Raw genomic sequence first — 21,882 nt, forward strand, 5'->3', positions numbered from 1 at the left:
GCCGGATGAGCGAGAGCACGCAGCGCACGAGCATCCGGCTCCCCGCCACGATCCTCGGCATCGGGCTGGGCGGCTTCGTCGACGGCATCCTCCTGCACCAGGTCTTCCAGTGGCACCACATGCTCAGCAGCACCAACGCCGACCACGTGGGGATCAGGGACTACCCGGTCGACACGGTGCCGGGGCTGCAGATGAACACGGTGTGGGACGGCCTGTTCCACGTGGTCACCTGGGTGGCGGTGCTGACCGGGCTGGCCCTGCTCTATGCCCGGGTGACCCGGTCCCGGGGCCGGCTCTGGCGCTCGCCGATGCTCTGGGGCTGGGTCCTGGTCGGCTGGGGGCTGTTCAACCTCGTCGAGGGGATCGTCGATCACCACCTGCTCGGCATCCACCACGTCCGCACCGGCCCGTACCAGACCTGGTGGGACCTGGGCTTCCTCGCCCTCGGCGTGGTCCTGATCGCGGTCGGCTGGGTGATCCAGCGGCGGGCCGACGGGGTGGACCTCTGCGCGCCGGAGCGTCGGTGACCCTCGCCCACGCCGGGCACGCCACCGACGGGTTCCCGGCGACCGCGCTGCTCCCGGCGGTCCTGTTCTGGGCCTACCTGGCCGCCGCGCTGCGGCTGCGGGACCCCGACGGGCCGGGCTGGGCACACGGGCGGACCGCGAGCTTCGGGCTGGGCACGCTGCTGGTGGCCCTCGGGCTGCTCCGGCCGGCCGACGACTTCGTCGGGCACATGTGGCAGCACCTGCTGATCGGCATGCTCGCGCCGCTGGCCCTGGTCCTCGGCGCGCCGGTCACGCTGGTGCTGCGGACTCTGGACCGGCGCGCCGGACGCCGGCTGGTCCACGTGCTCCGGCACCCGGTCGCGCGGGTGCTCGGCCACCCGGCGACCGGTCTGCTGCTTACCGCGGGCGGCCTGTGGCTGCTCTACCTGACCCCGCTCTACCGGGCCACGCTGGACAACCCCGCCCTGCACACACTGGTGCAGGCCCACTTCCTGCTCAGCGGTTGTCTCTTCGCCTGGTCGATCGCCGGGCCGGACCCCGGCCCGCACCGCCCCCGGGTGCCGGTCCGGCTGGTGGTGCTCGGCGTCGGGGTCGCCGCGCACGCCACGATCGCCCAACTGCTCTACGCCGGCGTCCTCGTCGACGTGCCGGCCGGCTCCGCCGAGCTGCGCGCCGGCGCCACCCTGATGTACTACCTCGGCGACCTGGCCGAGATCGCCCTCGCGCTCGCCCTGCTCGCCACCTGGCGTCCGGAGCGCCCGGCCCGCCGTCCGGCCGACCGCTCGGCCACCGGCCCCGCGCCGGCCCGGGCGTGACCAGCGCGAACGCACCACAGACCGCGCGGCGCGGGATGCTCGCAGCTCTGCCGCACCCCGCCGTGCAGGATGCTCGCAGCTCTGCCACACACGCCGTGCGGACTGCTCGCGGCTTCTGCCGCACACGCCGTGCAGGCTGCTCGCTATTCTGCCGCACCTCACCACGCGGCGCGCGGACGGCCGCAGCAGTCCGGGCCAGTTCGCCCCGCGAGCCGGCGTCGGGCCGCACGCTGACCGCGTGGTTGGCCGGTGACTCCCACCACCGGCACCCGATCCGCCCGCACACCCATAGCGTTCCACCCACCAGCGTCGACGGCACCGAGTGGAACATCATGGGTGCCTCAACCCTCCGCAGACACCCATAGCGTTCCACCCACCGGCGCCAACGGCACCGAGTGGAACACCATGGGTGTCACGATGCGGCCGGACTTGCCCGCCTGCGCGCCGGCCAGGGCAGGGCCGGGCCGAGGGCGGGCCGTGGTCAGGGCTTGAGCAGCGCGGCGATCTCGGTGGCCAGTTCCTCCGGGGCACGCCCGTCGGTGATCACCGTCGCGGTCGCCACCTCGGCGTAGAGCGGGCGGCGCTGGTCCAGCAGGTGCTTGAGGGTGGCGCGCGGGTTCAGCGCCAACAGCGGCCGGCCCGCGCCCAACCCGACCCGCCGGATCGCGTCGGGCAGCTCCACCGACAGGTGCACCACGGTGTGGCCGATCAGCGCGGCCCGGTTCTCCTCGGCCAGGACCGCGCCGCCGCCGAGCGCGAGCACCCCGGCGTGCGAGGCCAGCGCCGCCGCCACCGCGGCCCGCTCCAACGCGCGGAAGTGATCCTCGCCCTCGTCGACGAAGATCTCCGGGATCGGCTTGCCGGCCTGCCGCTCGATGTCGGTGTCGGTGTCCCGGAAGTCGACGCCGAGCGCGGCGGCGAGCGCGGTCCCCACCGTGGTCTTGCCGGAGCCCGGCGCCCCGACCAGCACGCAGACCGGTCGGGTGCTCACCGGTGCCACCTTCCGTTCGCGACTGCGGGACTCCGCTGCGCTGCGTTCCTCGCGCTCACCGAACCACCAGGCTGTCGAGGTAGCTGGCCAGGTTGCGCCGCATCTCGGCGATCGAGTCGCCACCGAACTTCTCCACCGCCGCCTCGGCCAGCACCAGCGCCACCATGGCCTCGGCGACGACCGCCGCCGCCGGCACCGCGCACACGTCGGAGCGCTGGTTGATCGCGGTGGCCGGCTCGCCGGTGGTCACGTCGATCGTCGCGAGGGCCCGGTTCAGCGACGAGATCGGCTTCATCGCCGCCTTCACCCGCAGCGGCTCGCCGGTGGTGATGCCGCCCTCCAGGCCGCCGGCCCGGTCGGTCACCCGGCGCACCCCGGTCGCCGTCGGCATGATCTCGTCGTGCGCCTCGGAGCCGCGGGAGCGGGCCTGCTGCCACCCGTCACCGATCTCCACGCCCTTGATCGCCTGGATCGACATCAGCGCGGTGGCCAGGCGGGCGTCGAGCTTGCGGTCCCACTGCACGTGGCTGCCCAGGCCCGGCGGCACCCCGTACGCGAGCACCTCGACCACGCCGCCGAGCGTGTCGGCGGCCTTCTTCGCGGCATCGACCTCGGCGACCATCCGGGCGCTGGCCTCGGCGTCGAGGCAGCGCAGCGGGTCGGCGTCGATCCGGGCCGCGTCCTCCGGCGTGGGCCGCAGGCCGGGCTTCACCGCCACCGGACCCAACTCCACCACGTGCGAGACGATCTCGACGCCGAGCGCCTGCCGGACCAGCGCCTTGGCGACCGTGCCGACGGCGACCCGGGCGGCGGTCTCCCGGGCGCTGGCGCGCTCCAGGATCGGCCTTGCGTCGGTGTGCCCGTACTTCTGCATGCCGGCGAGGTCCGCGTGGCCCGGACGGGGGCGGGTCAGCGGCGCGTTACGGGCCTGACTCGCCAGTTCGTCCGGGTCGACCGGGTCAGCGGCCATCACGGTGCGCCACTTCGGCCACTCGGAGTTGCCCACCCGGATCGCCACCGGGCTGCCCAGCGTCACGCCGTGCCGCAGCCCGCCGATGATCTCGACCTCGTCCTGCTCGAACGACATCCGGGCGCCCCGGCCGTAGCCGAGCCGGCGCCGGGCCAGTTCGCCGGAGATCTCCCCGGTGGTCACCTCGATGCCGGCGGGCACCCCCTCCAGCAACGCGACGAGGGCGGGTCCGTGCGATTCACCTGCAGTCAGCCAGCGCAACACAGCGGTCAGTGTGTCACGCCGGGTGGTCGCCGCCGTACGCCGGTCGCCGCGTCCCGCCCACCGGACAGGCCGCCTCCGCGCGCTGATCTCCCAGCAGAGGGCGGTGGTGTTAACAGGGGGCCCTTCCTCTACCGGAGGCGTTAAGAAGGGGCCCTTCCTTAAACCGCAAGCGCGGCGCGCATCGCGGCGCGCGGCGCGGCGACGCCGGTGAAGTGCTCGAACTGCCCCACCGCCTGGGCCAGCAGCAGGTCCAGCCCGGAAACCACCCGGCAGCCGGAGGCCAGCGCGGTGGCGGCGAGCGGCGTCGGCCACGGGTCGTAGACCACGTCGAAGAAGACCGACTCCGGCCGCCAGTCGAAGTTGTCGGCGAGCGGGTCGGCGACACCCTTGGGCACGGTCGAGATCACCAGGTCGGCCCGGGCGTGCGCGGGCGCACCGTCCCACTCCGCGCCGGCCAGCGGCACGCCGGCCGCCTCCGCGACCGGGCGCAGCTCGTCCACCGCCTCGGGCCGGCGGGCCACCACCGTCACCTCGGCCGCGCCGATCCGGGCCGCCGCCGCGATCGCCGCCCGGGCGGTGCCGCCGGCGCCGAGCACGGTGACCACCGCCCCGGCCACGCAGCCGGCGCCGGTGAGCACCTCGACCATGCCGGTCACGTCGGTGTTGTCCGCGTACCAGGTGCCGTCGGGCCGGCGTACCAGCGTGTTGGCGGCGCCGACGGCGGCGGCGACCGGCGAGACCTCGTCGGCCAGCGCGAGCGCCGCCTCCTTGCCGGGCATGGTCACCGACAGCCCGGCCCACTCCGGGCCGAGGCCCGCGACCAGGCCGGGCAGCTCGTCCGCGCCGGCCTCGATCGTCGTGTACGACCAGCCGGTCAACCCGGCCGCCGCGTACCCGGCGGTGTGGATCGCCGGGGAGAGCGAGTGGGCGATCGGCTTGCCGACCACCGCCGCACGGTGGAGGGCCGCCATCAGATGATCCCGGCCTCCTTGGCCTTCTGCTCGTTGCGCTTCTGTTCCTCGTAGGTCTCGGCGAAGGCCGAGTGGCCCTCCTTGTCGATCGCCACGAAGAAGAGCCACTTGCCCGGCGGCGGGTCCATCGCCCCTTCCAGGGCCTGCTTACCGGGGTTGTTGATCGGCGTGGGAACCAAGCCGCGCAGCTTGCGGTTGTACGGGTTCTTCGGGTTGTCCAGCTCGGCGGGCGTCATGTCCTTCGACGCCTTGGTCTTCTGGCCGGTCAGCTCCAGGTAGTAGTTGACCGTGACGTCCATCTCCAGGCAGTTGCAGTCGAACTCGCCGTAGACCCGGTTGTAGGCCACTCGCGCGACCTTGCCCAGGTCGTCCTTGTTGCCCGCCTCCGCCTGGGCCAGCGACGCGACGATCAGCGCCTCGTACGGGCTGACCCCGCCCCGCTCCTTCTGCACCCGGTCGGCGAACTGCATGCCCGCGGTAACCGTGAGGAAGTTGTCCACCATCAGCTTGAGCACCGACTCGGCGGTGGCCTTCGGCGGGATCTCGTAGGTGTCCGGGAAGAGGAAGCCCTCGATGGACGGCTTGACCTTCTTGCCGTCCGAGCGCTTGAACCACCAGTCCGGCACACCCAGCGCCTCGGGGTCCTTCGCCGCCGCCTCGAAGTCCTTGACCGGGATGTCCGTCTTCTCGGAGAGCAGCTTGTAGACGTTCTTCGCGGTGCGCCCCTCGGGGATGGTCAGCCCGTTGACGACCTTGTTCTTCAGGTCGAGCATGGCCGCGACCGCCGCGTCACCGCTCATCTGCTTGCGCAGTTTGTAGGTGCCGGGCTGGATGTTCTTGCTGCGGGAGTTCTCCTCCGCCGCCTCGATGAACGCCTTGGTGCTCTTCACCACGTCCGCCGCGACCAGCGCGTCGGCCATGTCGGCGAGCAACGCGCCCTGCTTGATCTCGACGATCGCCTCGCCGGTGCCGGAGCCGTCGTAGTCGGGGGTGACGAAGTAGTTCTGCACCCGGTCGAAACCGTAGAACGCGCCGCCGCCGATGCCGCCGAGCAGGATCAGCGCGAGCGCGAGGGCGAGGAGGGTCTTGCCCCGGCCGCCGCCGGACTTGCCCTGCCGCCGGCGCACCGCGCCGCGCCGGTGCCGGCCCTTCTCCCCCCTCTCCGTCTCGTCGAATCCCAGGTCAAGGTCGTCGATCATTGCGTCCGCCTCCGCTGTGCGTCCAGCCAGCTCTGCAGAATCTCCACCGCGGCGGCCTGGTCGACCACCGCCCGTTGGCGCTTTCCCCGGACGCCCCGTTCGGCCAGCCTACGACTCGCGACGACGGTCGACATCCTCTCGTCCGTCAGCGTCACCGGAATCGACCCCATTACATCGGCCAAACGGGTGGCGTAGGCCGAGACGTTCGCCGCCGCCGGGCCGTGCTTTCCGGCGAGGTTGACCGGCAGCCCGACGACGATCCCGACCGCCTCGTGCTCGGCGGCCAGCCGAACCAGCTCGGCCATGTCGGCGGGCACCGCGTCCGGCTCGGCGCTCAGGTCGCGGGCCAGAGTGACCAGCGGGGTGGCGAGGATGCCGTGCGGGTCGCTGCGGGCCACGCCGACCCGGACCTGGCCGACGTCCACACCCAGCCGAACGCCACGGGCGAACTCGGTCATCGGCCGCCACACCTCCGAAGCCGGTACGGGCCAGGGCGGACCGGGAGGTCCGCCCTGGTGTCGATCAGTGCGCTCATGCCGTGCTGGCTGGGCATGCCCTCACGGCCCTCGCTCCGCTCGGTGCGTTCGCTCATGCCGTGCCGACCGGGCATGCCCTCACGGCCCTCGCTCCGCTCGGTGCGTTCGCTCATGCCGTGCCGACCGGGCATGCCCTCACGGCCCTCGCTCCGCTCGGTGCGTTCGCTCATGCCGTGCCGACCGGGCATGCCCTCACGGCCCTCGCTCCGCTCGGTGCGTTCGCTCATGCCGCGTCCGCGACCGCCTTCTCCACCGTGACCAGCAGGTTCGGCGCCTCAGTGGCGGGCAGTCCGCCGCCCTGGGCCAGGTCGTCGCTGCCGCCGCCCCGCCCGGAGAACGCCGCCTTGACCAGCTCCTTGGCGCTCAGGCCCCGCCCCCGGGCGGCCTGGTTGACGGCCACCACCAGCGACGCCTTGCCGTTCGCCCGGGCCGCCACCGCGACCACCGCCGGGCGGGCCGCGTCGATCCGGCCCCGGATCTCCTGGGCCAGGGTCCGCACATCGTTGGCCGCCGCGCCCTCGGGCGCCTCGGTGCCCACGTACGCGACCCCGCGCACGTCCTTCGCCTGCGCCGCGAGCGCGCCGGCGCCGCCGAGCACGAGCTGGGCGCGGAGCTTCTCCAGCTCCTTCTCCGCGTCGCGCAGCTGGGTGACGGTCTGCTCCACCCGGTCGGCGACCTGCTCGCCGGGCACCCGGAACATCTCGGCCAGCCGGGACACCAGCAGGTGCTCGCGGGCCAGGAAGCCGAACGCGTCCATGCCGACCAGCGCCTCGATGCGGCGTACGCCGGAGCCGACCGACGCCTCGGAGAGGATCTTCACCAGGCCGAGCTGGGCGGAGCGGGCCACGTGCGTGCCACCGCACAGCTCGCGGGCGTAGTCGCCGACCTCGACGACCCGGACCCGCTCGCCGTACTTCTCGCCGAACAGGGCCATCGCCCCGATCCGGCGGGCCTCCTCCTGGCTGGTGACGAACGCGTGCACCTCCAGGTCGGCCAGCAGCACCTCGTTGACCTGCTGCTCCACGTCGTGCAGCACGCTCGGCGCCACCCCGGTCGGGGTGTTGAAGTCGAACCGCAGCCGGCCCGGCGCGTTCAGCGAGCCCGCCTGGGTCGCCGACTCGCCGAGGAAGTTGCGCATCGTCTGGTGCACCAGGTGCGTCGCGGTGTGCGAGCGGGAGATCGCCCGCCGGCGCGACACGTCGATCTCGGCGTACCCGGTCTCGCCGGTGCGGACCTCGCCGCGCACCACCCGGGCCCGGTGCACGATCAGGCCGGGCACCGGCTGCTGCACGTCGAAGACCTCGACCTGGCCGCCGCCGACCGTGATCAGGCCCTGGTCGGGTTGCTGCCCGCCGCCCTCGGCGTAGAACGGGGTGGTGTCGAGCACCAGCTCGACCGTGTCGCCCTCGACCGCCGCCGAGATCGCGGCGCCGCCGGACAGCAGCGCGCGCACCCGGGACTCGCGGTTCAGCTCGGTGTAGCCGGTGAACTCCACCGGGCCGCCGCCGTCGAGCACCGACCGGTACGCCGACACGTCGGTGTGCCCGGTCTTGCGGGCCTGCGCGTCGGCCTTGGCCCGGCTGCGCTGGTCGGCCATCAGGCGGCGGAAGCCGTCCGCGTCGACCTGCAGGCCCTGCTCGGCCGCGATCTCCAGGGTCAGGTCGATCGGGAAGCCGTACGTGTCGTGCAGCTGGAACGCCTTGTCACCGGAGAGCGCCGGCTTGCCCGCCGACTTGGTCTCCGCGATCGCGGTGTCCAGGATCGTGGTGCCGGCGCGCAGCGTGGCGAGAAACGCGTCCTCCTCGGCGTACGCGTACTGGGAGATCCGGCCGAACTCCTCGGCCAGCTCCGGGTACGACGGGGCCATGCAGTCCCGCGCCACCGGCAGCAGCTCCGGCAGGGCCCGGTCCTGGTAACCCAGCAGCCGCACCGCCCGGATGGCCCGGCGCATGATCCGGCGCAGCACGTAGCCGCGGCCCTCGTTCGACGGGGTCACGCCGTCGCCGATCAGCATCAGCGCGGTGCGCACGTGGTCGGCGATCACCCGCAGCCGCACGTCGTCCGGGTGCGACTGGTTGGCCGCGTGACCCGAGTGCGCGCCGTAGCGCTTGCCGGTCAGCTCGGCCGCCCGGTCCAGGATCGGCTTGACCTCGTCGATCTCGTAGAGGTTGTCCACGCCCTGCAGCAGCGAGGCCATCCGCTCCAGGCCCATGCCGGTGTCGATGTTCTTCGCCGGCAGGTCGCCGAGGATCGGGAAGTCCTCCTTGCCGACGCCCGGACCGCGCTCGAACTGCATGAAGACGAGGTTCCAGAACTCCAGGTAGCGGTCCTCGTCGACCTCCGGGCCGCCCTCGCGGCCGTACTCCGGGCCGCGGTCGTAGTAGAGCTCCGAGCACGGGCCGCACGGGCCGGGGATGCCCATCGACCAGAAGTTGTCGGCCTTGCCCCGGCGCACGATCCGCTCGGTGGGCACGCCGGTGGCCCGCCAGATGTCGTACGCCTCGTCGTCGTCCAGGTAGACCGTCGCCCAGATCCGCTCCGGGTCCAGCCCGAAGCCGCCCGCCTCGACCGACTTGGTGGCCAGGTCCCAGGCGAGCGGGATCGCCCCGTCCTTGAAGTAGTCGCCGAAGGAGAAGTTGCCGTTCATCTGGAAGAACGTGCCGTGCCGGCTGGTCTTGCCGACCTCGTCGATGTCCGGCGTCCGGATGCACTTCTGCACGCTCGTCGCCCGCGCGTACGGCGGGCTCTGCTGGCCCAGGAAGTAGGGCACGAACTGCACCATGCCCGCGTTGATGAACAGCAGGTTCGGGTCGCTGATGGCGGGCAGCGGAGCGGACGGCACCACGGCGTGCCCGTTCGCCTCGAAGTGGGCGAGGAACCGCCGCTTGATCTCCGCCGTCTTCATCGCTGGTGCTCCTCCGGGAAAATCTCTCGGTCGCCGATCCGCGGGTCCTCCCGCAGCTCGGCGAACTCGTCGTCGTACGCCTCGCCGCGGGCGAAGGCCTCGTGGATCTCCTGCTCACGCTCGGCCATACCGACCCGGACGTCGTCCACGAAGGCGCGCACCGACTCGACAAGCCCGCCGGCGGACTCGGACAGCCCGCTGGCGATGCCCGCCGGGGTGTACGCCTGCGCGGTCCGGGTGGCCTTGCGGACCACCAGGACGCCCACGGCCAGCCCGATGCCCAGCCAGAACAACCGCCTCATGCTCTCATCCTTCCGCGTACGCCGGTCGGGGTCAGCGGTTGCCGCGCCTGGCGGCCCGGCGCTGCTGCTTGATGGTGTCGCGCACCTCGCGCTCGGTCTCGGCGTGCCGGCGGGCGGAGGCGGCCTTGCGCACGCCGTAGCCGAACGCGGCCACCTTGACCAGCGGGTTCGCGGCGGCGGCGGAGACCACGGTCGCCAGGTTCGCCACGTTCGCGGTGACGTTCTGCGCGTGCGTGGTCATCGTGTCCACCTTGGCGAGCTGGAGGTTCACCCCGTCCAGCGAGGTCTGCACCTGCTCCAGCGCCACGTTGACGTTCTTCACCGTGGTGTTGACGTCTCCGAGCAGCGGCGCGGTGCGGTCGTTCAGGTCACCGATCATGCGGGTCGTCGCGTCGACGGTGTGCCGCAGCCGCAGGATCGGCACCGCCAGCACGAGCACCAGCATCAGGAACGCACCGGCCGCGATCAGCGCAGCGATCTCTCCACCACTCACGCGCATGTCCTCCTCAAGCAGTGTCCCGGCGCCGGACGGCTCCGGGACGCGCGACCGTCCCTACCCACTTCGCGCCACGCCGACCCGGTCACCGGGCGCGGGCGGGCGCGCCAGCCCCAGACCCTACCGTCCGTGATGGAAGTCGGCTCACGACGGTGAGGGGGTCGGCTCGCCGAGCGGGTCGTCGGTGAGGGTCGGGTAGGGATCCTCTCCGGTGAGTGACGGATCGGTGGTCGGTGTCGGCCCGGTCCGCTCGTCGTCGATCGCGTTACGGACCTTCACCGACACCAACGAGCCGGTGCACGTCGCCGCTGCGGGCGCGGGCGGCGCGGACGGCGCCGGTTCCCCGTCCACCGGCGGCGGGGTGCAGGCGGGGTCCCGGACCCACAGGTCGAGCGTGAGCTCGTCCCGACGCCAGCAGGTGTAGCTGCCCTCGACCTTCTCCTCCGGGCAGCGGTCGACCTTCCAGCGTCGCCAGCCGTCCTTGGCCAGGGCCGCCTCGTAGACCGTCACCGTCTGCTTCCAGCCCTGCTCCGACTCGACCGCGCGTTCCCGCAGCCGGCAGTCCTGCAGGCACCACCGGCTGCCGCTGACGTTGTCGACCGTCTTGGTGGCCGCCCAGGACGGCACGTCGAGCGCGTCGAGGGTGTCGAAGACCGGGTCGCGGCTGAGCGTGCGCATGCCGAAGTAGAGCGGCACCGCGCCCAGCAGCACGAGGCTGACCAGGGCGAGGATGCCCATCCGCAGTCGACGCCGCTCGCGTACCTGCCGGCGCAGCTCCGACCGGGCGCCGCGCAGACCGCCGGCCGCCGCGTCGTCGTCGGGGCCGGTCGGTCGCGGCGCCGGCGCCTCGCCGGGCCGGATCCCCGCCGGCTCCACCGGAGGTACGACCGCGGCGGCCCGGGCCACCGCCGGCACGCCCGGTCCCGGCCCGCCCGGAGCCGGCCCCATCGATTCGGGGGCGGGCGGAACGGCCCGGCCGGTGGTGCGCTCCTCCGGCCCGGCGGGACGGGCCACCCCGGCCGCCGCCCGAACGGGCGCCGGTCCAGCGACCGGCCCGGGGGCGACCACCGGGCCGGTGGACGGTCCCCGGGTGCCCGGGCGGGGCGGACCGCCGGCGCCGGGCGCGACGGCGCCGTCCGGACGGGCCGGTCCAGGCCCGTCGGGGCCGGACGGAGCGGGTCCGGGGCGGACCGGGGACGCGCCCCGGTCCGGGCCGGGACGCCCGCCGTCCACGCCGGACGGGCGGCCGGCGGCGCGGGTCCGGTCGTCGGCCGGTCCACGCCCTCCGGGACGGCCGCCACCGACCGGCATGCCACCGGTCCGTTCGGGGTCACCGGGCGACGCGGGTCCGCCCGGCCCCACGGGACGACCCGGGCCGCCGGCGGTGCGGTCGCCGGCGCCCGGCGGCATGCCGGGACCGGTCGGGGCACCCGGGCGGTCACTCACCGGTGGCGCGCCGGGACGACCCGCGCGGTCACCCACCGGCGGGGCGCCGGGACGACCCGCGCGGTCACCGGCGGCCGGGGCGACGCCCGGACGGCCCGGCCCGCCACCGGCCGTCGGCGGCGCGCCGGCGCGGGCGGCGCCCCGGACGGGACCGGCCTGTTCGGGTCGGACGGGCGGCGCGGCCGGGCCGGGCTGCTCGGTGCGGGCCGGCGGCACGGCTGCCCCGGCACGGGCGCCCGGAGCGCGGTCGGTAGCGCCGGCACGGGCACCCGGCCCGTCCGGCGGCGCGCCGGCCGGACGACGGGCGGCCGGCATGGCGGGGTCGGTGTGCGGCGTGCGACCGGCCTGCCGCAGCCAGTCGGCGGGGCGCTCCGGCCGCTGCGGTCGCGGCCCGCCGTTCTCGTCGCGGGCGGCCCGACCCGGTGCGGCGGGGACGGAACCGGAGCGGTCGGCGGCGTCGACCGGGTCGGGCGCGGCGCGCCGGCCGCCGGCCGGGGTGCGGCGGGAGCCGGGCGCGGGCGCCGGGCCGCCGGACACCGGGGCGGCGGGACCAGCACCGGGCATCTGCGGCGCGTTTCCGCTGCGCGGGACGGCGGGCGGCCGGTCCGGCTCGGCGGCCCGCCGACCGGCACCCGAGACGGGCCGCGCGGCCGGATCGACCGGCGCGCGGTGGCCACCGGCGGCGGTCGGATCGTCCGGGCGGGCCCGCCGCGCGCCGGCGGAGGCCGCACGGGCGGCCGGGTCGGGGCCGGCCGGGTTCGGGCCGGCGCCCTCCGGCGCGGCGCGACGGCCGGCGCCGGACACCGGTCGCGTGGCGGCCGGAACGTCGTCGGGCCGCGCCCGACGACCCGCGCCGGACACGGGACGGACGCCGGAGTCGTCGGGCAGCGCACGGCGTCCACCGGGCACGGGCGGCATCGCGGGGTCGGTGCGCATCGGGTGGGTTCCGCCGGGAGCCTCGGCGCCGTGCCGGCCGCGCGGGGTGGGTGGCACCGCGACCGGCTGGTCGTCGCCGTCCCCGGGCCGGGATCGGCCCGGCGCGGGCTCGGCCGGCGCGCGCTCGGGTCCCCGTCGTCCGGCGGGCGGAGGTCCGGCGGGACGGCCGACCACCGGCGGTTGCGATCCGGTGGGCTCGTCCGTGCTCCGGCTGTACCGGGAACCGGCCGGCCGGGGCGCCTCGGGCACACCGGGCCAGGGACCGTCGACGGGGCGACGCGGGGCGGCCGGATCGGGTCCGCCCGGGCGGACCGGCGGGGCGGCCGGTCCGGCCATGTCGGGGTCACGGCGCGCGACCGGAGGACGCGGCCCGGGGCGACCGCCGCCGGGCGTCTCCGGACCAGGGCGGCCGCCACCGCCCGGGACGGCCGCGCCGGCACGACCGGGCGAGGTGGGCATCTCGCCACCGGGCCGACCATGCGCGGTGGGCATCTCGCCACCGGGCCGGCCGGGGGCGGTGGGCATCTCGCCACCGGATCGGCCGGGGACCGGGGGTCCGGCACGACCGGCGCCGGGGGGCGGCGCGCCAGGACGACGGGACGTCGGAGGCATCGGCGCGCCGGGGCCGCCGGGCGGCGGCGTCATCGGGTCGGGACGGCCGGCCGGTGGCGCGGTCGCGTCCGGGCGACCCGACGGCACGCTCGGGCCGGGACGGCCCGACGGCGGCGCGTCCGGACGAGCGGCGGCGGGCGGGTGGGGCCGGCCGGGAACGGGCGGCGGAGCGGTCCGGGCGGCCGCCGGGGGCGGCGGACCGGTCCCCGACGACGAACCCGGTCCGGCCGGCGGCATCGCCGCGCCGGGACCGGGCGGAGCCGGCGCGGGCGCGCCGGGACCGGCGCCCGGTCGGGGCGGTCGGCCCGGCTCGGGCGCGGGTGCGGGCGGGGTGCCGGGGCCCGGTGGCCGACCCGGTCCCGGGACGGGGCCGGCGCCGGACCGAGGGCCCGGACCGGCCGGCGTCTCCCCCTCCGGGCCCAGCTCGCCCCGTTGCTGCTTGGCCGTGCGCAGGTCGTCGATCCAGCCGAACTCCTCGCCGGCGACGGCCGGATCCGGCTCCGCCTCGGCCCGGCCGCGCCCCCACCGGCGGCCCTTGGCCCGCGGATCGCGCCGCTCGTCGGGGCCGTCCGCCGGCCGCTCCGGACCACGCGCCATCACTACTGACCCCCCTCGGTGACGTCGCCGCCACCTTCGCTCGCCCCGCTGGCCTGCTCGGTGCCCCCCGCCGGGCCCCCGGTCGGGGCGCCCGCCCCCGCCCGGGTCGCGGGTGCCGGCAACCCCCGGACGATCCGGCGCAGCACCGGCAGCCGGGTGGCGACGGCCCGCTCCGCGCCGTGCCCGCTGGGCCGGTAGTAGTCCGTCCCCACGAGATCGTCCGGAGCGTACTGCTGGGTGACCACCCCCCGGTGGTCGTCGTGCGGGTAGCGGTAGCCGGCCCCGTGCCCGAGGCCACGGGCGCCGGAGTAGTGGGCGTCGCGCAACCCGCGCGGCACCGACCCGCCCCGCCCGGCGCGCACGTCGGCGACGGCGGCGCCGATCGCGGTGGTGGCCGAGTTCGACTTCGGCGCGGTGGCCAGGTGGATGACGGCCTGGGCGAGGTTGAGCTGCGCCTCGGGCAGGCCGACGTATTCCACGGCGTGGGCGGCGGCGGTGGCCACCGTCAGCGCGGTGGGATCGGCCATCCCGACGTCCTCACTGGCGAAGATCACCATCCGCCGGGCGATGAACCGGGCGTCCTCGCCGGCGACCAGCATCCGGGCCAGCCAGTGCAGCGCCGCGTCCACGTCCGAGCCGCGCATGCTCTTGATGAACGCGCTGGTCACGTCGTAGTGGGCGTCGCCGTCGCGGTCGTAGCGCACGGCCGCCACGTCGACCGCCTGCTCGGCCACGGCCAGGTCGATGCGGCCGGCGCCGAGCGCGGTCGCGGTGGCCGCCGCCGCCTCCAGCGCGGTGAGCGCCTTGCGGACGTCACCGCCGGCGAGCCGGACGAGGTGGTCCTCCGCCTCCTCGGCCAGGGTCAACGTGCCGCCGAGGCCGCGCTCGTCGGCCACCGCGCGACGCAGCAGCCCGCGCACGGCGTCGTCGTCGAGCGCCTGGAGGGTGAGCAGCACGCAGCGGGAGAGCAGGGGCGAGATGACTGAGAAGTAGGGGTTCTCGGTGGTCGCCGCGAGCAGCGTGACCGTGCGGTCCTCGACGGCGGCGAGCAGCGAGTCCTGCTGGGTCTTGCTGAACCGGTGCACCTCGTCGATGAAGAGCACCGTGGGCGGGCCACCGGAGCGGCGCTGCCGCCGGGCGGTCTCGATCACGGCGCGGACGTCCTTCACGCCGGCGGTCAGCGCGGACATCGCCACGAAGCGCCGGTCGGTGGCCCGGGCCACGAGGTGGGCGATGGTGGTCTTCCCGCTGCCGGGCGGGCCCCAGAGGATCACCGACATCGGTGTCGCGCCCTCGACCAGCTGGCGCAGCGGCGCGCCGGGGGCGAGCAGGTGCTCCTGCCCGACCAGTTCGTCGATGCCGGCCGGCCGCATCCGGACGGGCAGCGGGGAGTCGGCCCGGGCGGCGGTGAACCCGTCGACGCCACCGGAGCCCGCGGGTGCGCCGGGCGCTCCGGCGGGCTCGCCGAGGGTGAAGAGGGCGTCGGATTCCATCACGAGAACAGTACCGGGCCGGACCGACGGCGCCGGAATCGCGCCGCCGACCCGACCCGGGTGGTCGTTTCCGGTCAGCCGCGGCCCGGACGACGGCCGCGGTACCAGCGGCCGCCACCGCCACCGCGCGGGCCGGAGCCGACGCCGGCCAGGTAGAGCGAGAGCAGCAGGAAGCCGATCAGGCTGAGGGTCCAGTTGTTGAACAGGTCCGGCGCGCCGAAGTTGGTGTTCAGGAAGTCCAGCAGCAGCGCGAAGCCGAACACGATGGCCGCGAGAATGGCGAGCATGTCGTTCCTCCGGTGGGGGTTCCCAGTAGGTCGGCGAGGGATGTACCCGATCGGTCTGTTCGTCAATCTCCACCGTGGAACGGCTCGCCCGGGCGGGTGTCTAGGCTGACGACATGATCACTGCCGACCCGGCGCTGACCGGGCGCGAGGCCCTGCTCGCCGCCACCGGCCACCATCCGTACGCCCGGCACGCGCTCTGGCGCGACCAGGAGGCGCGGGGTTGGCGACGCGACGACGCGGTGGGCTGGCTGCTCCCCCCGGGACAGGGGCCGGCGGGCGGCGCGCTCGGCGCCGCCGGGCCGGCGCTGGAGGTCTTCGCCGGCCTGCGGGCCGACGGAACGCTGCGCGCCGGCCAGTCGGTGCACCTGCCCCGGACCGCGCCGGCCGAGGTGGCCGCCCGCCTTCCGGTGGCCCGCCTCGACGAGTGGGACTTCCTCTGGACCACCGCGCCACCACCACCGCAGCCGGCGCAGGACCGGGTGGTCCGGCTCACCGGGGCCGACCACCCCGCGCTCGCCGCGCTCGTCGAGGAGGCGTTCCCCAGCTCCACCTCCCAGCCCGGCGACCCGCGCGTGGTCGACTGGTACGGCATCCGGGACGGTGACCGCCTGGTGGCCTGCGGCGCGGACCGCAGCCGCGGCGACATCGGTTTCGTGGCCGGCCTGACCGTAGCACCCGGGCGCCGGGGCCGAGGGCTGGGCGCGGCGCTGACCGCAGGGATGACGGCGGCGCTGTTCGCCCGGTACGACCACGTGGCGCTCGGCGTCTACACCGCCAATGTCGGCGCGATCCGGCTCTACCGCCGGCTCGGCTTCACCGGCACCGAGCCGCGCACCTCGGTCCACCTGGCCTGACCTCGCCGGGCGGCCAGGCGGCGGGTCCGGGGACGGGGGTGCGGTGGTGACGAACCTGACGACCCGGACGGATCGGGAGCCTCGTAGTCCCGCGCCCCGCCCGGGTCGTTCGTGTCACCAGGTTCGTCGTCGCCGACCGACCTCCCGGCCGGTCAGGCGGGCCGGTCGGCGGCGCCGGCCACGGCCGGCCGGTCCGACGTCGGCACACCGGCCACCGCGCCGGGACCGACGAGGGCTTGATCCGGGCCGGTAGGGCCGCCGACCGGGCCGGTAGGGCCGTCCGCGGCGGCCCGGCCGGCGCGCCAGGCCGGCAGGTAGAGCGGCGCGGCCACGGCGAGCACCACCGCGCCGACGAGCATGGCGACCCCGACGCTCGTCGCGTCGGCGAGCGCGGTCAGCACCACCGCACCGAGCGCTCCTGCCGCTCCGGCCATCATCGAGTTCAGCGAGAGCACGCTGGTCCGGTAGGGACCGTCGACCTGCCGGTGCAGCAGGCCCTGGTGCAGCGGGTTCGAGGCGCCGTGCACGGCGTAGCAGGCCAGGTAGGCCACGAGCACACCGACCGGGCCGGCCAGCAGGCCCATGCCGACCACCGTCGCGCCCTGCAGGATCCGCATCAGCGCGGCGGCCGGCGCGGCGCCGAGGCGGCGCAGCAGGAGCGGGGTGAGCGCGGCCCCGGCCGCGTTGGCCAGCCAGGCCGCGGAGCCGGCGGGGCCGAGCAGCGCGGCCGCGCGGTCGGCGTCACCGACCACCTCGGACAGCCGGACCGGCAGCAACGACTCGAACGTGACCATCCCGAAGCCCCAGAACAGCTCGACCGCGACCAGGGCCAGCAGCACCCGGTTGCGGCGCAGCAGACCGACGGCCTGCCCGACCATCCGGGGCGCCTCGACCACCGAGGCGCGCAGCGCGGCCGGGCCGGAGGCGGGTCGCCGTTCGACGAGCAACGCCAGCAGCGCCGCGATCGAGACCGCCTGGAGCACGACCGCGACCAGCACCGGCAGGGTCAGCGCGCTGACCGGACCGACCGGTCCGAGCGCCACCAGACCACCGCTGAGCAGCGCGCCCGCGCCGATCGCGACGCCGACGACGGTGCCGGCCCAGCCGAGGCCGCGTTCGTACTCGGCGGCCGGGTCGGCGGCCAGCGTGGCGTCGACGTACCAGGACTCCAGCGGGCCGCTGTCGAGCGCCCGGTAGACACCCTGCAACGCCCAGACCAGGAAGAACATCCAGAACGAGTCGGCCACCGCCATGAGCGCGAGCGAGGCGAGGCAGACCACCCAGGCGGCCAGCAGCACCGGCTTGCGGCCGAGCGCGTCGGCGAACCCGCCGGTGGGCAGCTCCAGCGCCAGCACCACCAGGCCCTGCGCGGTGAAGACCAGGCCGATCTGGGACAGCGAGAGCCCGCGCTCCTGCATGAGCAGGATCATCACCGGGATCATCAGGCCGGCGGGCAGCCAGCGCAGGCCGAAGAGGATGAGGTAGCGGGACCGGACCTGGCGTACGGACAGCGCGCTCACGGCTTCTCCCCGGCCGGCGGCAGCACCGTGCTCAGCGGGAAGGCGGCCAGGTAGAGCTGGACCATCTCGGCGTCGGGGTCGTCCGGGTCGGTCTCGTCCCGGTGGCGTTCGAAGACCGCGAAGACCTCGGCCTTGATCGCCTCCAGCCGGGCGGCCGGGATCCGCATGAAGAAGTCACCCATGCCGTACGCGTCGCGCCAGGCGGGCGACCACTCGTGGCGCCCCGCGAACCAGCGCTCCGCGTGATGGGCGAAGAAGCGGACGTAGTCCTCCTCGATCCACTCGATGGCGGCCCGCGCGTCCGGGTCGTCGTCGAAGTCGGAGGCCTCCCAGCTGGTGGCGTCGTGCGCGGCCCGCCAGTAGCGCTGCCGGCCGGTGCCGAGGTTCGGGTCCTCGACCACGAGGCCCACCTCGGCGAGCTGACGCAGGTGATAGCTGGTCGCGCCGGTGTTGGTGCCGAGCATCTCGGCGAGGGCGGTGGCCGTGGCGGGGCCACTGACCCGCAGCGCCCCGATCAGCCGCATGCGCAGCGGCTGGGCCAGGGCGCGCACCTGCCGGTGGTCGATGCGCACGGCGCGGTCCTCGGTCCGCTCTCTCTTCTGTTCCTCCATGAGTTGCACAGTATCTGTGCACACATTACATGCACAAGAGTCTTGCAAAGAAAGTGTGCAACTAGCCGTACAGCTCGGCGACCCCACGCAGCCGGGTCCGCAGCAGCCCGACGGCGCGGGCGGAGTCCAGCACCACCTCGGCCGGCCGGTGCAGGCCGGCGCCCGCGATCGTGGTCGTCCTCAGTGAGCCCGCGTCCACGCCGTCGTGCCGCGCCACCAGGACTCCCAGCTCGGCACGGCTCACCGCGTCCGGCCCGGCCACGTTCAGCAGCCCGGCGTAGTCGCCCGGCACCAGCTCCAGCACGGCGGCGGCCAGGTCGGCGACGTGGACCGGGCAGCGCAGCTCGTCGGTGAAGAGCGTCGCCCGGCCGGCGAGCGCGTCCCGGCAGAGCTGGATCTGCTTGCTCCCCTCCCCCAGGATCAGCGACGTCCGCACCAGCGCGGCGCCCGGATCCACCGCCCGCACCGCCGTCTCCGCCGCCGCCTTCGCCGCCCCGTACGCGTGCAGCGGCGTGGGCACGTCGTCGTCGGCGTACGCCGTCGGCCGCCCCGCGTGCAGCGCGTCGCTGGACAGGTGCACCAACCGCGCGCCCACCTCGGCGGCGGCGACCGCGATGTGGGCCGCCCCGTCCGCCGTGACCGCCCAGTCGTCGTACCGGTAGGGGGTCGCCACGACCGCGTCGGGGCGTACCCGGGTCAGGAGCTCACGCACGGCGGCGCGGTCGGTCACGTCGAGCCGGCGCGGCGCGACGCCCGGCACCCCGACGGCGGTCGAGTGGTAGGTGCCGACCACCCGGTGCCCGGCGGCCACCGCCTGCCGGCACACCTCGCCACCGAGAAAGCCGCTGGCGCCCACCACGAGCAGGTTCATCCGTCCCCCTGAAGATCGAAAAGGCCCGCGTCACATGACGCGGGCCTTTCGACGAAGCCAGGATCAGGTCGGGTCGGCCACCGGGGCGGCCGGGCCGGCGGTGCCGGCGTGCGGGCCGACCGGCGCCTTCGGCTTGGCGTCGATGCCGGCCTCGGCGCGCTGCTGCCCGGTGATCGGGGTCGGCGCGCCGGTCAGCGGGTCGAAGCCGCCACGCGTCTTCGGGAACGCGATCACCTCGCGGATCGAGTCCGCGCCGGCCAGCAGCATGCAGACCCGGTCCCAACCGAACGCGATCCCGCCGTGCGGCGGGGCGCCGTACTTGAACGCCTCCAGCAGGAAGCCGAACTTGTCCTGCGCCTCCTCGGGCGTGATGCCGAGCAGGTCGAACACCCGCTGCTGCACGTCACCCCGGTGGATACGGATCGAGCCACCACCGATCTCGTTGCCGTTGCAGACGATGTCGTACGCGTAGGCCAACGCCCGGTCCGGCGCGGACTCGAAGCGGTCCACCCACTCCGCGTTCGGCGAGGTGAACGGGTGGTGCACCGCGGTCCAGCCGCCCTCGTCCGTGCGCTCGAACATCGGCGCGTCGACCACCCAGCAGAACGCCCACGCGCTCTCGTCGACCAGGTTCGACCGCTTGGCGATCTCGATCCGGGCCGCGCCGAGCAGCTCCTGCGCCTCCCGGGTGTTCGTGCTCGCGGCGAAGAAGACCGCGTCACCGGGCTTCGCGCCGACCGCGTCGGCCAGGCCGGCCAGGTGCGCCTCGGACAGGTTCTTGGCCACCGGGCCGCGCGCCTCGCCGGTCTCCGCGTCCAGCACCACGTAGGCCAGGCCGCGCGCGCCGCGCGCCTTGGCCCAGTCCTGCCAGCCGTCCAGCTCCTTGCGGGTCTGGCTCGCGCCGCCGGGCATGACCACCGCGCCGACGTAGCCGCCCGCGTCGATCGCGCCGGCGAACACCCGGAACTCGGTGCCGCGCAGGTAGTCGGTCAGCTCGGTCAGCTCCACGCCGTAGCGCAGGTCCGGCTTGTCGGAACCGTAGCGGGCCATCGCGTCGTGCCAGGTGATCCGCGGGATCGGCCGAACGATCTCGTGCCCGGCCAGGTCCTTCCAGAGCGAGGAGACGATCGCCTCGCCGAGGTCGATCACGTCGTCCTCGGTGACGAACGACATCTCGATGTCGAGCTGGGTGAACTCCGGCTGCCGGTCGGCCCGGAAGTCCTCGTCGCGGTAGCAGCGGGCGATCTGGTAGTAGCGCTCCATGCCGCCGACCATGAGCAGCTGCTTGAACAGCTGCGGCGACTGCGGCAGCGCGTACCAGCTGCCCGGCTGCAGCCGCACCGGCACCAGGAAGTCGCGCGCGCCCTCCGGGGTGGAGCGGGTCAGCGTCGGCGTCTCGATCTCCAGGAAGTCCCGCTCGTGCAGCACCGTGCGGGCGAGCTGGTTGGCCTTCGAGCGCAGCCGCATCGCCTTGGCCGGGCCGCCCCGGCGCAGGTCCAGGTAGCGGTACTTGAGCCGGATGTCGTCGCCGGCCTCGATCTGGTCGTCCACCGGCAGCGGCAGCGGCGCGGCCTCGGAGAGCACCTCCAGCGCGGCGGCGGTCACCTCGACCTCGCCGGTCGGCAGGTCCGGGTTCTCGTTGCCCTCGGGGCGACGGGTCACCTCGCCGACGACCTTGACGCAGAACTCGTTGCGCAGCGCGTGCGCGTCCTCCTCGCGGAAGACCACCTGCACGACGCCGGAGGCGTCGCGCAGGTCGACGAAGATGACACCGCCGTGGTCGCGCCGGCGGGCCACCCACCCGGCGAGCGTCACCGTCGAGCCGGCGTCCGCGGCGCGCAGGCTTCCGGCATTGTGGGTACGGATCACGGCTGGCGTCTCCTCATCTGGTCCACGACTGCTTCCCGCATTCTGTCAGGGCGGACCGGCCGGCTCCCGGGCACCCGTCGGAGCGGCCCGGCCCGGGGGTGTGGCAAAGCCGGGCCGTGACCCGGGCGGACGGTTACCGTGGCCGGGTGCGTGCCGTACCGAGCTGGGCCGTGGCCGTCGCGGCGGCCGCGCCCGCGATGCTGGTGACGGGATGGACGGTCGCCGGCGCCCGCCAGCCCCCGGATTACGACCCGGTGCGGGACACGATCAGCGAGCTGGCCGGCGAGGGGGCGACCGACCCCTGGCTGATGGGGGGCGTCCTGGTGCTGCTCGGCGTCGCCTACGTCGCCACCGCCGCGGTGCTGCACGCCGCCGGGCTGGCCAGTCGGTTCCTGCTCGCGCTCGGCGGCACGGCCACCGTCGGGTTGCTCGCGTTCCCCCGCCCCGAGGTGGGCGGCTCGCCGGCGCACGGTGTGGTGGCCACGGTCGCGGTGCTCGCGCTGTCGCTCTGGCCCGCCGGCTCGGCCCTGCGCCTGCCGCGCGCCGTGCGCCGGGAGGTGGCCGCCTCGCCCACCGGCACGCCCCCGTGGGCGTTCCGCCGGCCGGTGGCGCTGACCGTGACCGCGGTCCTGCTGGTGCTGTTCGGCTGGTTCGTGATGGAGGTGACCGGCGGCTCGCGGACCGGGCTGGCCGAGCGGGTGGCGGCCCTGGCCGTCGCGCTCTGGCCGCTGGCCGCGGTCCTGTCGGCCCGCCGGGCGGCCACGACATCCGCCCCCGCGCCGGTCCCTCCGGGTCGGCCGGGAGCAGGTGGTTGACCCGCGTCACCGA

20 protein-coding genes are annotated in these 21,882 nt (G+C 75.2%); 4 read left to right on the plus strand and 16 right to left on the minus strand.

The annotated features are described in order from the left end of the window. The first annotated feature begins 5 nt into the window (after positions 1-5). Entirely contained in the window at positions 6-527 is a 522-nt protein-coding gene (locus tag GA0070622_RS22010) for a DUF2243 domain-containing protein (protein ID WP_091578060.1), read from the plus strand. Next, positions 524-1,324, plus strand: a complete 801-nt coding sequence (locus GA0070622_RS22015; RefSeq protein WP_091578063.1) for a cytochrome c oxidase assembly protein — start codon at positions 524-526, stop codon at positions 1,322-1,324. The genes GA0070622_RS22010 and GA0070622_RS22015 overlap by 4 nt, the downstream gene beginning before the upstream one ends. Positions 1,325-1,805: 481 nt before the next feature. Here GA0070622_RS22015 and GA0070622_RS22020 read toward each other — a convergent pair whose 3' ends face one another. The 12 genes from GA0070622_RS22020 to GA0070622_RS22075 all read right to left on the minus strand — a co-directional run bounded on the left by GA0070622_RS22020 (position 1,806) and on the right by GA0070622_RS22075 (position 15,329). Continuing rightward, on the minus strand, positions 1,806-2,315 hold the full coding sequence (locus GA0070622_RS22020) for a shikimate kinase (protein ID WP_091578065.1): 510 nt from the start codon (positions 2,313-2,315) through the stop codon (positions 1,806-1,808). Between the two features lie 55 nt (positions 2,316-2,370). Beyond that, on the minus strand, positions 2,371-3,549 hold the full coding sequence (aroC, locus tag GA0070622_RS22025; RefSeq protein ID WP_091578068.1) for a chorismate synthase: 1,179 nt from the start codon (positions 3,547-3,549) through the stop codon (positions 2,371-2,373). A gap of 158 nt (positions 3,550-3,707) precedes the next feature. Beyond that, positions 3,708-4,520 (minus strand): shikimate dehydrogenase, encoded by an 813-nt coding sequence (locus GA0070622_RS22030; protein ID WP_091578070.1) that lies wholly within the window; start codon positions 4,518-4,520, stop codon positions 3,708-3,710. Further along, positions 4,520-5,719, minus strand: a complete 1,200-nt coding sequence (gene mltG, locus GA0070622_RS22035) for an endolytic transglycosylase MltG (RefSeq protein WP_091578073.1) — start codon at positions 5,717-5,719, stop codon at positions 4,520-4,522. The genes GA0070622_RS22030 and mltG overlap by 1 nt, the downstream gene beginning before the upstream one ends. Further along, positions 5,716-6,177, minus strand: coding sequence for a Holliday junction resolvase RuvX (ruvX, locus tag GA0070622_RS22040; RefSeq protein ID WP_091578075.1), 462 nt, complete (start codon positions 6,175-6,177; stop codon positions 5,716-5,718). Before ruvX ends, mltG begins: the two co-directional genes overlap by 4 nt. Further along, a complete protein-coding gene (locus GA0070622_RS33250; RefSeq protein WP_245666727.1) occupies positions 6,174-6,482 on the minus strand; it encodes a hypothetical protein in 309 nt (102 codons plus the stop codon). Before GA0070622_RS33250 ends, ruvX begins: the two co-directional genes overlap by 4 nt. Further along, positions 6,479-9,160 (minus strand): alanine--tRNA ligase, encoded by a 2,682-nt coding sequence (gene alaS / locus GA0070622_RS22050; protein ID WP_091578078.1) that lies wholly within the window; start codon positions 9,158-9,160, stop codon positions 6,479-6,481. Before alaS ends, GA0070622_RS33250 begins: the two co-directional genes overlap by 4 nt. Continuing rightward, entirely contained in the window at positions 9,157-9,462 is a 306-nt protein-coding gene (locus GA0070622_RS22055; RefSeq protein WP_091578080.1) for a DUF6167 family protein, read from the minus strand. The genes alaS and GA0070622_RS22055 overlap by 4 nt, the downstream gene beginning before the upstream one ends. 31 nt (positions 9,463-9,493) lie before the next feature. After that, the gene (locus GA0070622_RS22060; RefSeq protein ID WP_091578082.1) at positions 9,494-9,955 is read right to left on the minus strand and encodes a DUF948 domain-containing protein; all 462 of its coding nucleotides are present in this window, start codon (positions 9,953-9,955) and stop codon (positions 9,494-9,496) included. A gap of 147 nt (positions 9,956-10,102) precedes the next feature. Further along, a complete protein-coding gene (locus tag GA0070622_RS33600; RefSeq protein ID WP_425412789.1) occupies positions 10,103-10,906 on the minus strand; it encodes a hypothetical protein in 804 nt (267 codons plus the stop codon). A gap of 2,645 nt (positions 10,907-13,551) precedes the next feature. Continuing rightward, positions 13,552-15,042: a replication-associated recombination protein A gene (locus GA0070622_RS22070; RefSeq protein ID WP_091578085.1), complete on the minus strand. Its 1,491-nt coding sequence runs from the start codon at positions 15,040-15,042 to the stop codon at positions 13,552-13,554. A 74-nt stretch (positions 15,043-15,116) separates the two neighbouring features. Beyond that, positions 15,117-15,329: a hypothetical protein gene (locus GA0070622_RS22075; protein WP_091578088.1), complete on the minus strand. Its 213-nt coding sequence runs from the start codon at positions 15,327-15,329 to the stop codon at positions 15,117-15,119. Positions 15,330-15,442: 113 nt separating this feature from the next. Between GA0070622_RS22075 and GA0070622_RS22080 the strand changes: the two genes are divergently transcribed. Further along, complete coding sequence (locus tag GA0070622_RS22080) at positions 15,443-16,183, plus strand: GNAT family N-acetyltransferase (RefSeq protein WP_091578089.1); 741 nt, start codon at positions 15,443-15,445, stop codon at positions 16,181-16,183. Between the two features lie 152 nt (positions 16,184-16,335). Here the strand turns inward: GA0070622_RS22080 and GA0070622_RS22085 are convergent, their stop codons facing one another. From GA0070622_RS22085 to aspS, 4 genes are all read right to left on the minus strand, one after another. Beyond that, complete coding sequence (locus tag GA0070622_RS22085; protein WP_091578092.1) at positions 16,336-17,703, minus strand: MFS transporter; 1,368 nt, start codon at positions 17,701-17,703, stop codon at positions 16,336-16,338. Then, positions 17,700-18,314, minus strand: a complete 615-nt coding sequence (locus tag GA0070622_RS22090; RefSeq protein WP_091578094.1) for an ArsR/SmtB family transcription factor — start codon at positions 18,312-18,314, stop codon at positions 17,700-17,702. The genes GA0070622_RS22085 and GA0070622_RS22090 overlap by 4 nt, the downstream gene beginning before the upstream one ends. Positions 18,315-18,375: 61 nt before the next feature. Next, the gene (locus tag GA0070622_RS22095) at positions 18,376-19,185 is read right to left on the minus strand and encodes a sugar nucleotide-binding protein (protein WP_091578097.1); all 810 of its coding nucleotides are present in this window, start codon (positions 19,183-19,185) and stop codon (positions 18,376-18,378) included. A 63-nt stretch (positions 19,186-19,248) separates the two neighbouring features. Beyond that, positions 19,249-21,054, minus strand: coding sequence for an aspartate--tRNA ligase (gene aspS, locus GA0070622_RS22100; RefSeq protein WP_091578100.1), 1,806 nt, complete (start codon positions 21,052-21,054; stop codon positions 19,249-19,251). 146 nt (positions 21,055-21,200) lie between these two features. On the opposite strand from aspS, the gene GA0070622_RS22105 reads away from it, so the two are divergent. Beyond that, positions 21,201-21,869, plus strand: a complete 669-nt coding sequence (locus GA0070622_RS22105; RefSeq protein ID WP_245666732.1) for a DUF998 domain-containing protein — start codon at positions 21,201-21,203, stop codon at positions 21,867-21,869. Positions 21,870-21,882 lie beyond the last annotated feature (13 nt).

The sequence above is a fragment of the Micromonospora sediminicola genome, assembly GCF_900089585.1.
GTDB lineage: Bacteria > Actinomycetota > Actinomycetes > Mycobacteriales > Micromonosporaceae > Micromonospora > Micromonospora sediminicola.

What these genes read in the sequence shown, in the direction of transcription:
- GA0070622_RS22010 (WP_091578060.1), top strand. Translation starts at nt 6, where the DNA reads ATGAGCGAGAGCACGCAGCGCACGAGCATCCGGCTCCCCGCCACGATC.
- GA0070622_RS22030 (WP_091578070.1), bottom strand. Translation starts at nt 4,520, where the DNA reads ATGGCGGCCCTCCACCGTGCGGCGGTGGTCGGCAAGCCGATCGCCCAC.
- mltG (WP_091578073.1), bottom strand. Translation starts at nt 5,719, where the DNA reads ATGATCGACGACCTTGACCTGGGATTCGACGAGACGGAGAGGGGGGAG.
- ruvX (WP_091578075.1), bottom strand. Translation starts at nt 6,177, where the DNA reads ATGACCGAGTTCGCCCGTGGCGTTCGGCTGGGTGTGGACGTCGGCCAG.
- GA0070622_RS33250 (WP_245666727.1), bottom strand. Translation starts at nt 6,482, where the DNA reads ATGAGCGAACGCACCGAGCGGAGCGAGGGCCGTGAGGGCATGCCCGGT.
- alaS (WP_091578078.1), bottom strand. Translation starts at nt 9,160, where the DNA reads ATGAAGACGGCGGAGATCAAGCGGCGGTTCCTCGCCCACTTCGAGGCG.
- GA0070622_RS22055 (WP_091578080.1), bottom strand. Translation starts at nt 9,462, where the DNA reads ATGAGGCGGTTGTTCTGGCTGGGCATCGGGCTGGCCGTGGGCGTCCTG.
- GA0070622_RS33600 (WP_425412789.1), bottom strand. Translation starts at nt 10,906, where the DNA reads ATGGGGCCGGCTCCGGGCGGGCCGGGACCGGGCGTGCCGGCGGTGGCC.
- GA0070622_RS22070 (WP_091578085.1), bottom strand. Translation starts at nt 15,042, where the DNA reads ATGGAATCCGACGCCCTCTTCACCCTCGGCGAGCCCGCCGGAGCGCCC.
- GA0070622_RS22075 (WP_091578088.1), bottom strand. Translation starts at nt 15,329, where the DNA reads ATGCTCGCCATTCTCGCGGCCATCGTGTTCGGCTTCGCGCTGCTGCTG.
- GA0070622_RS22080 (WP_091578089.1), top strand. Translation starts at nt 15,443, where the DNA reads ATGATCACTGCCGACCCGGCGCTGACCGGGCGCGAGGCCCTGCTCGCC.
- GA0070622_RS22090 (WP_091578094.1), bottom strand. Translation starts at nt 18,314, where the DNA reads ATGGAGGAACAGAAGAGAGAGCGGACCGAGGACCGCGCCGTGCGCATC.
- GA0070622_RS22095 (WP_091578097.1), bottom strand. Translation starts at nt 19,185, where the DNA reads ATGAACCTGCTCGTGGTGGGCGCCAGCGGCTTTCTCGGTGGCGAGGTG.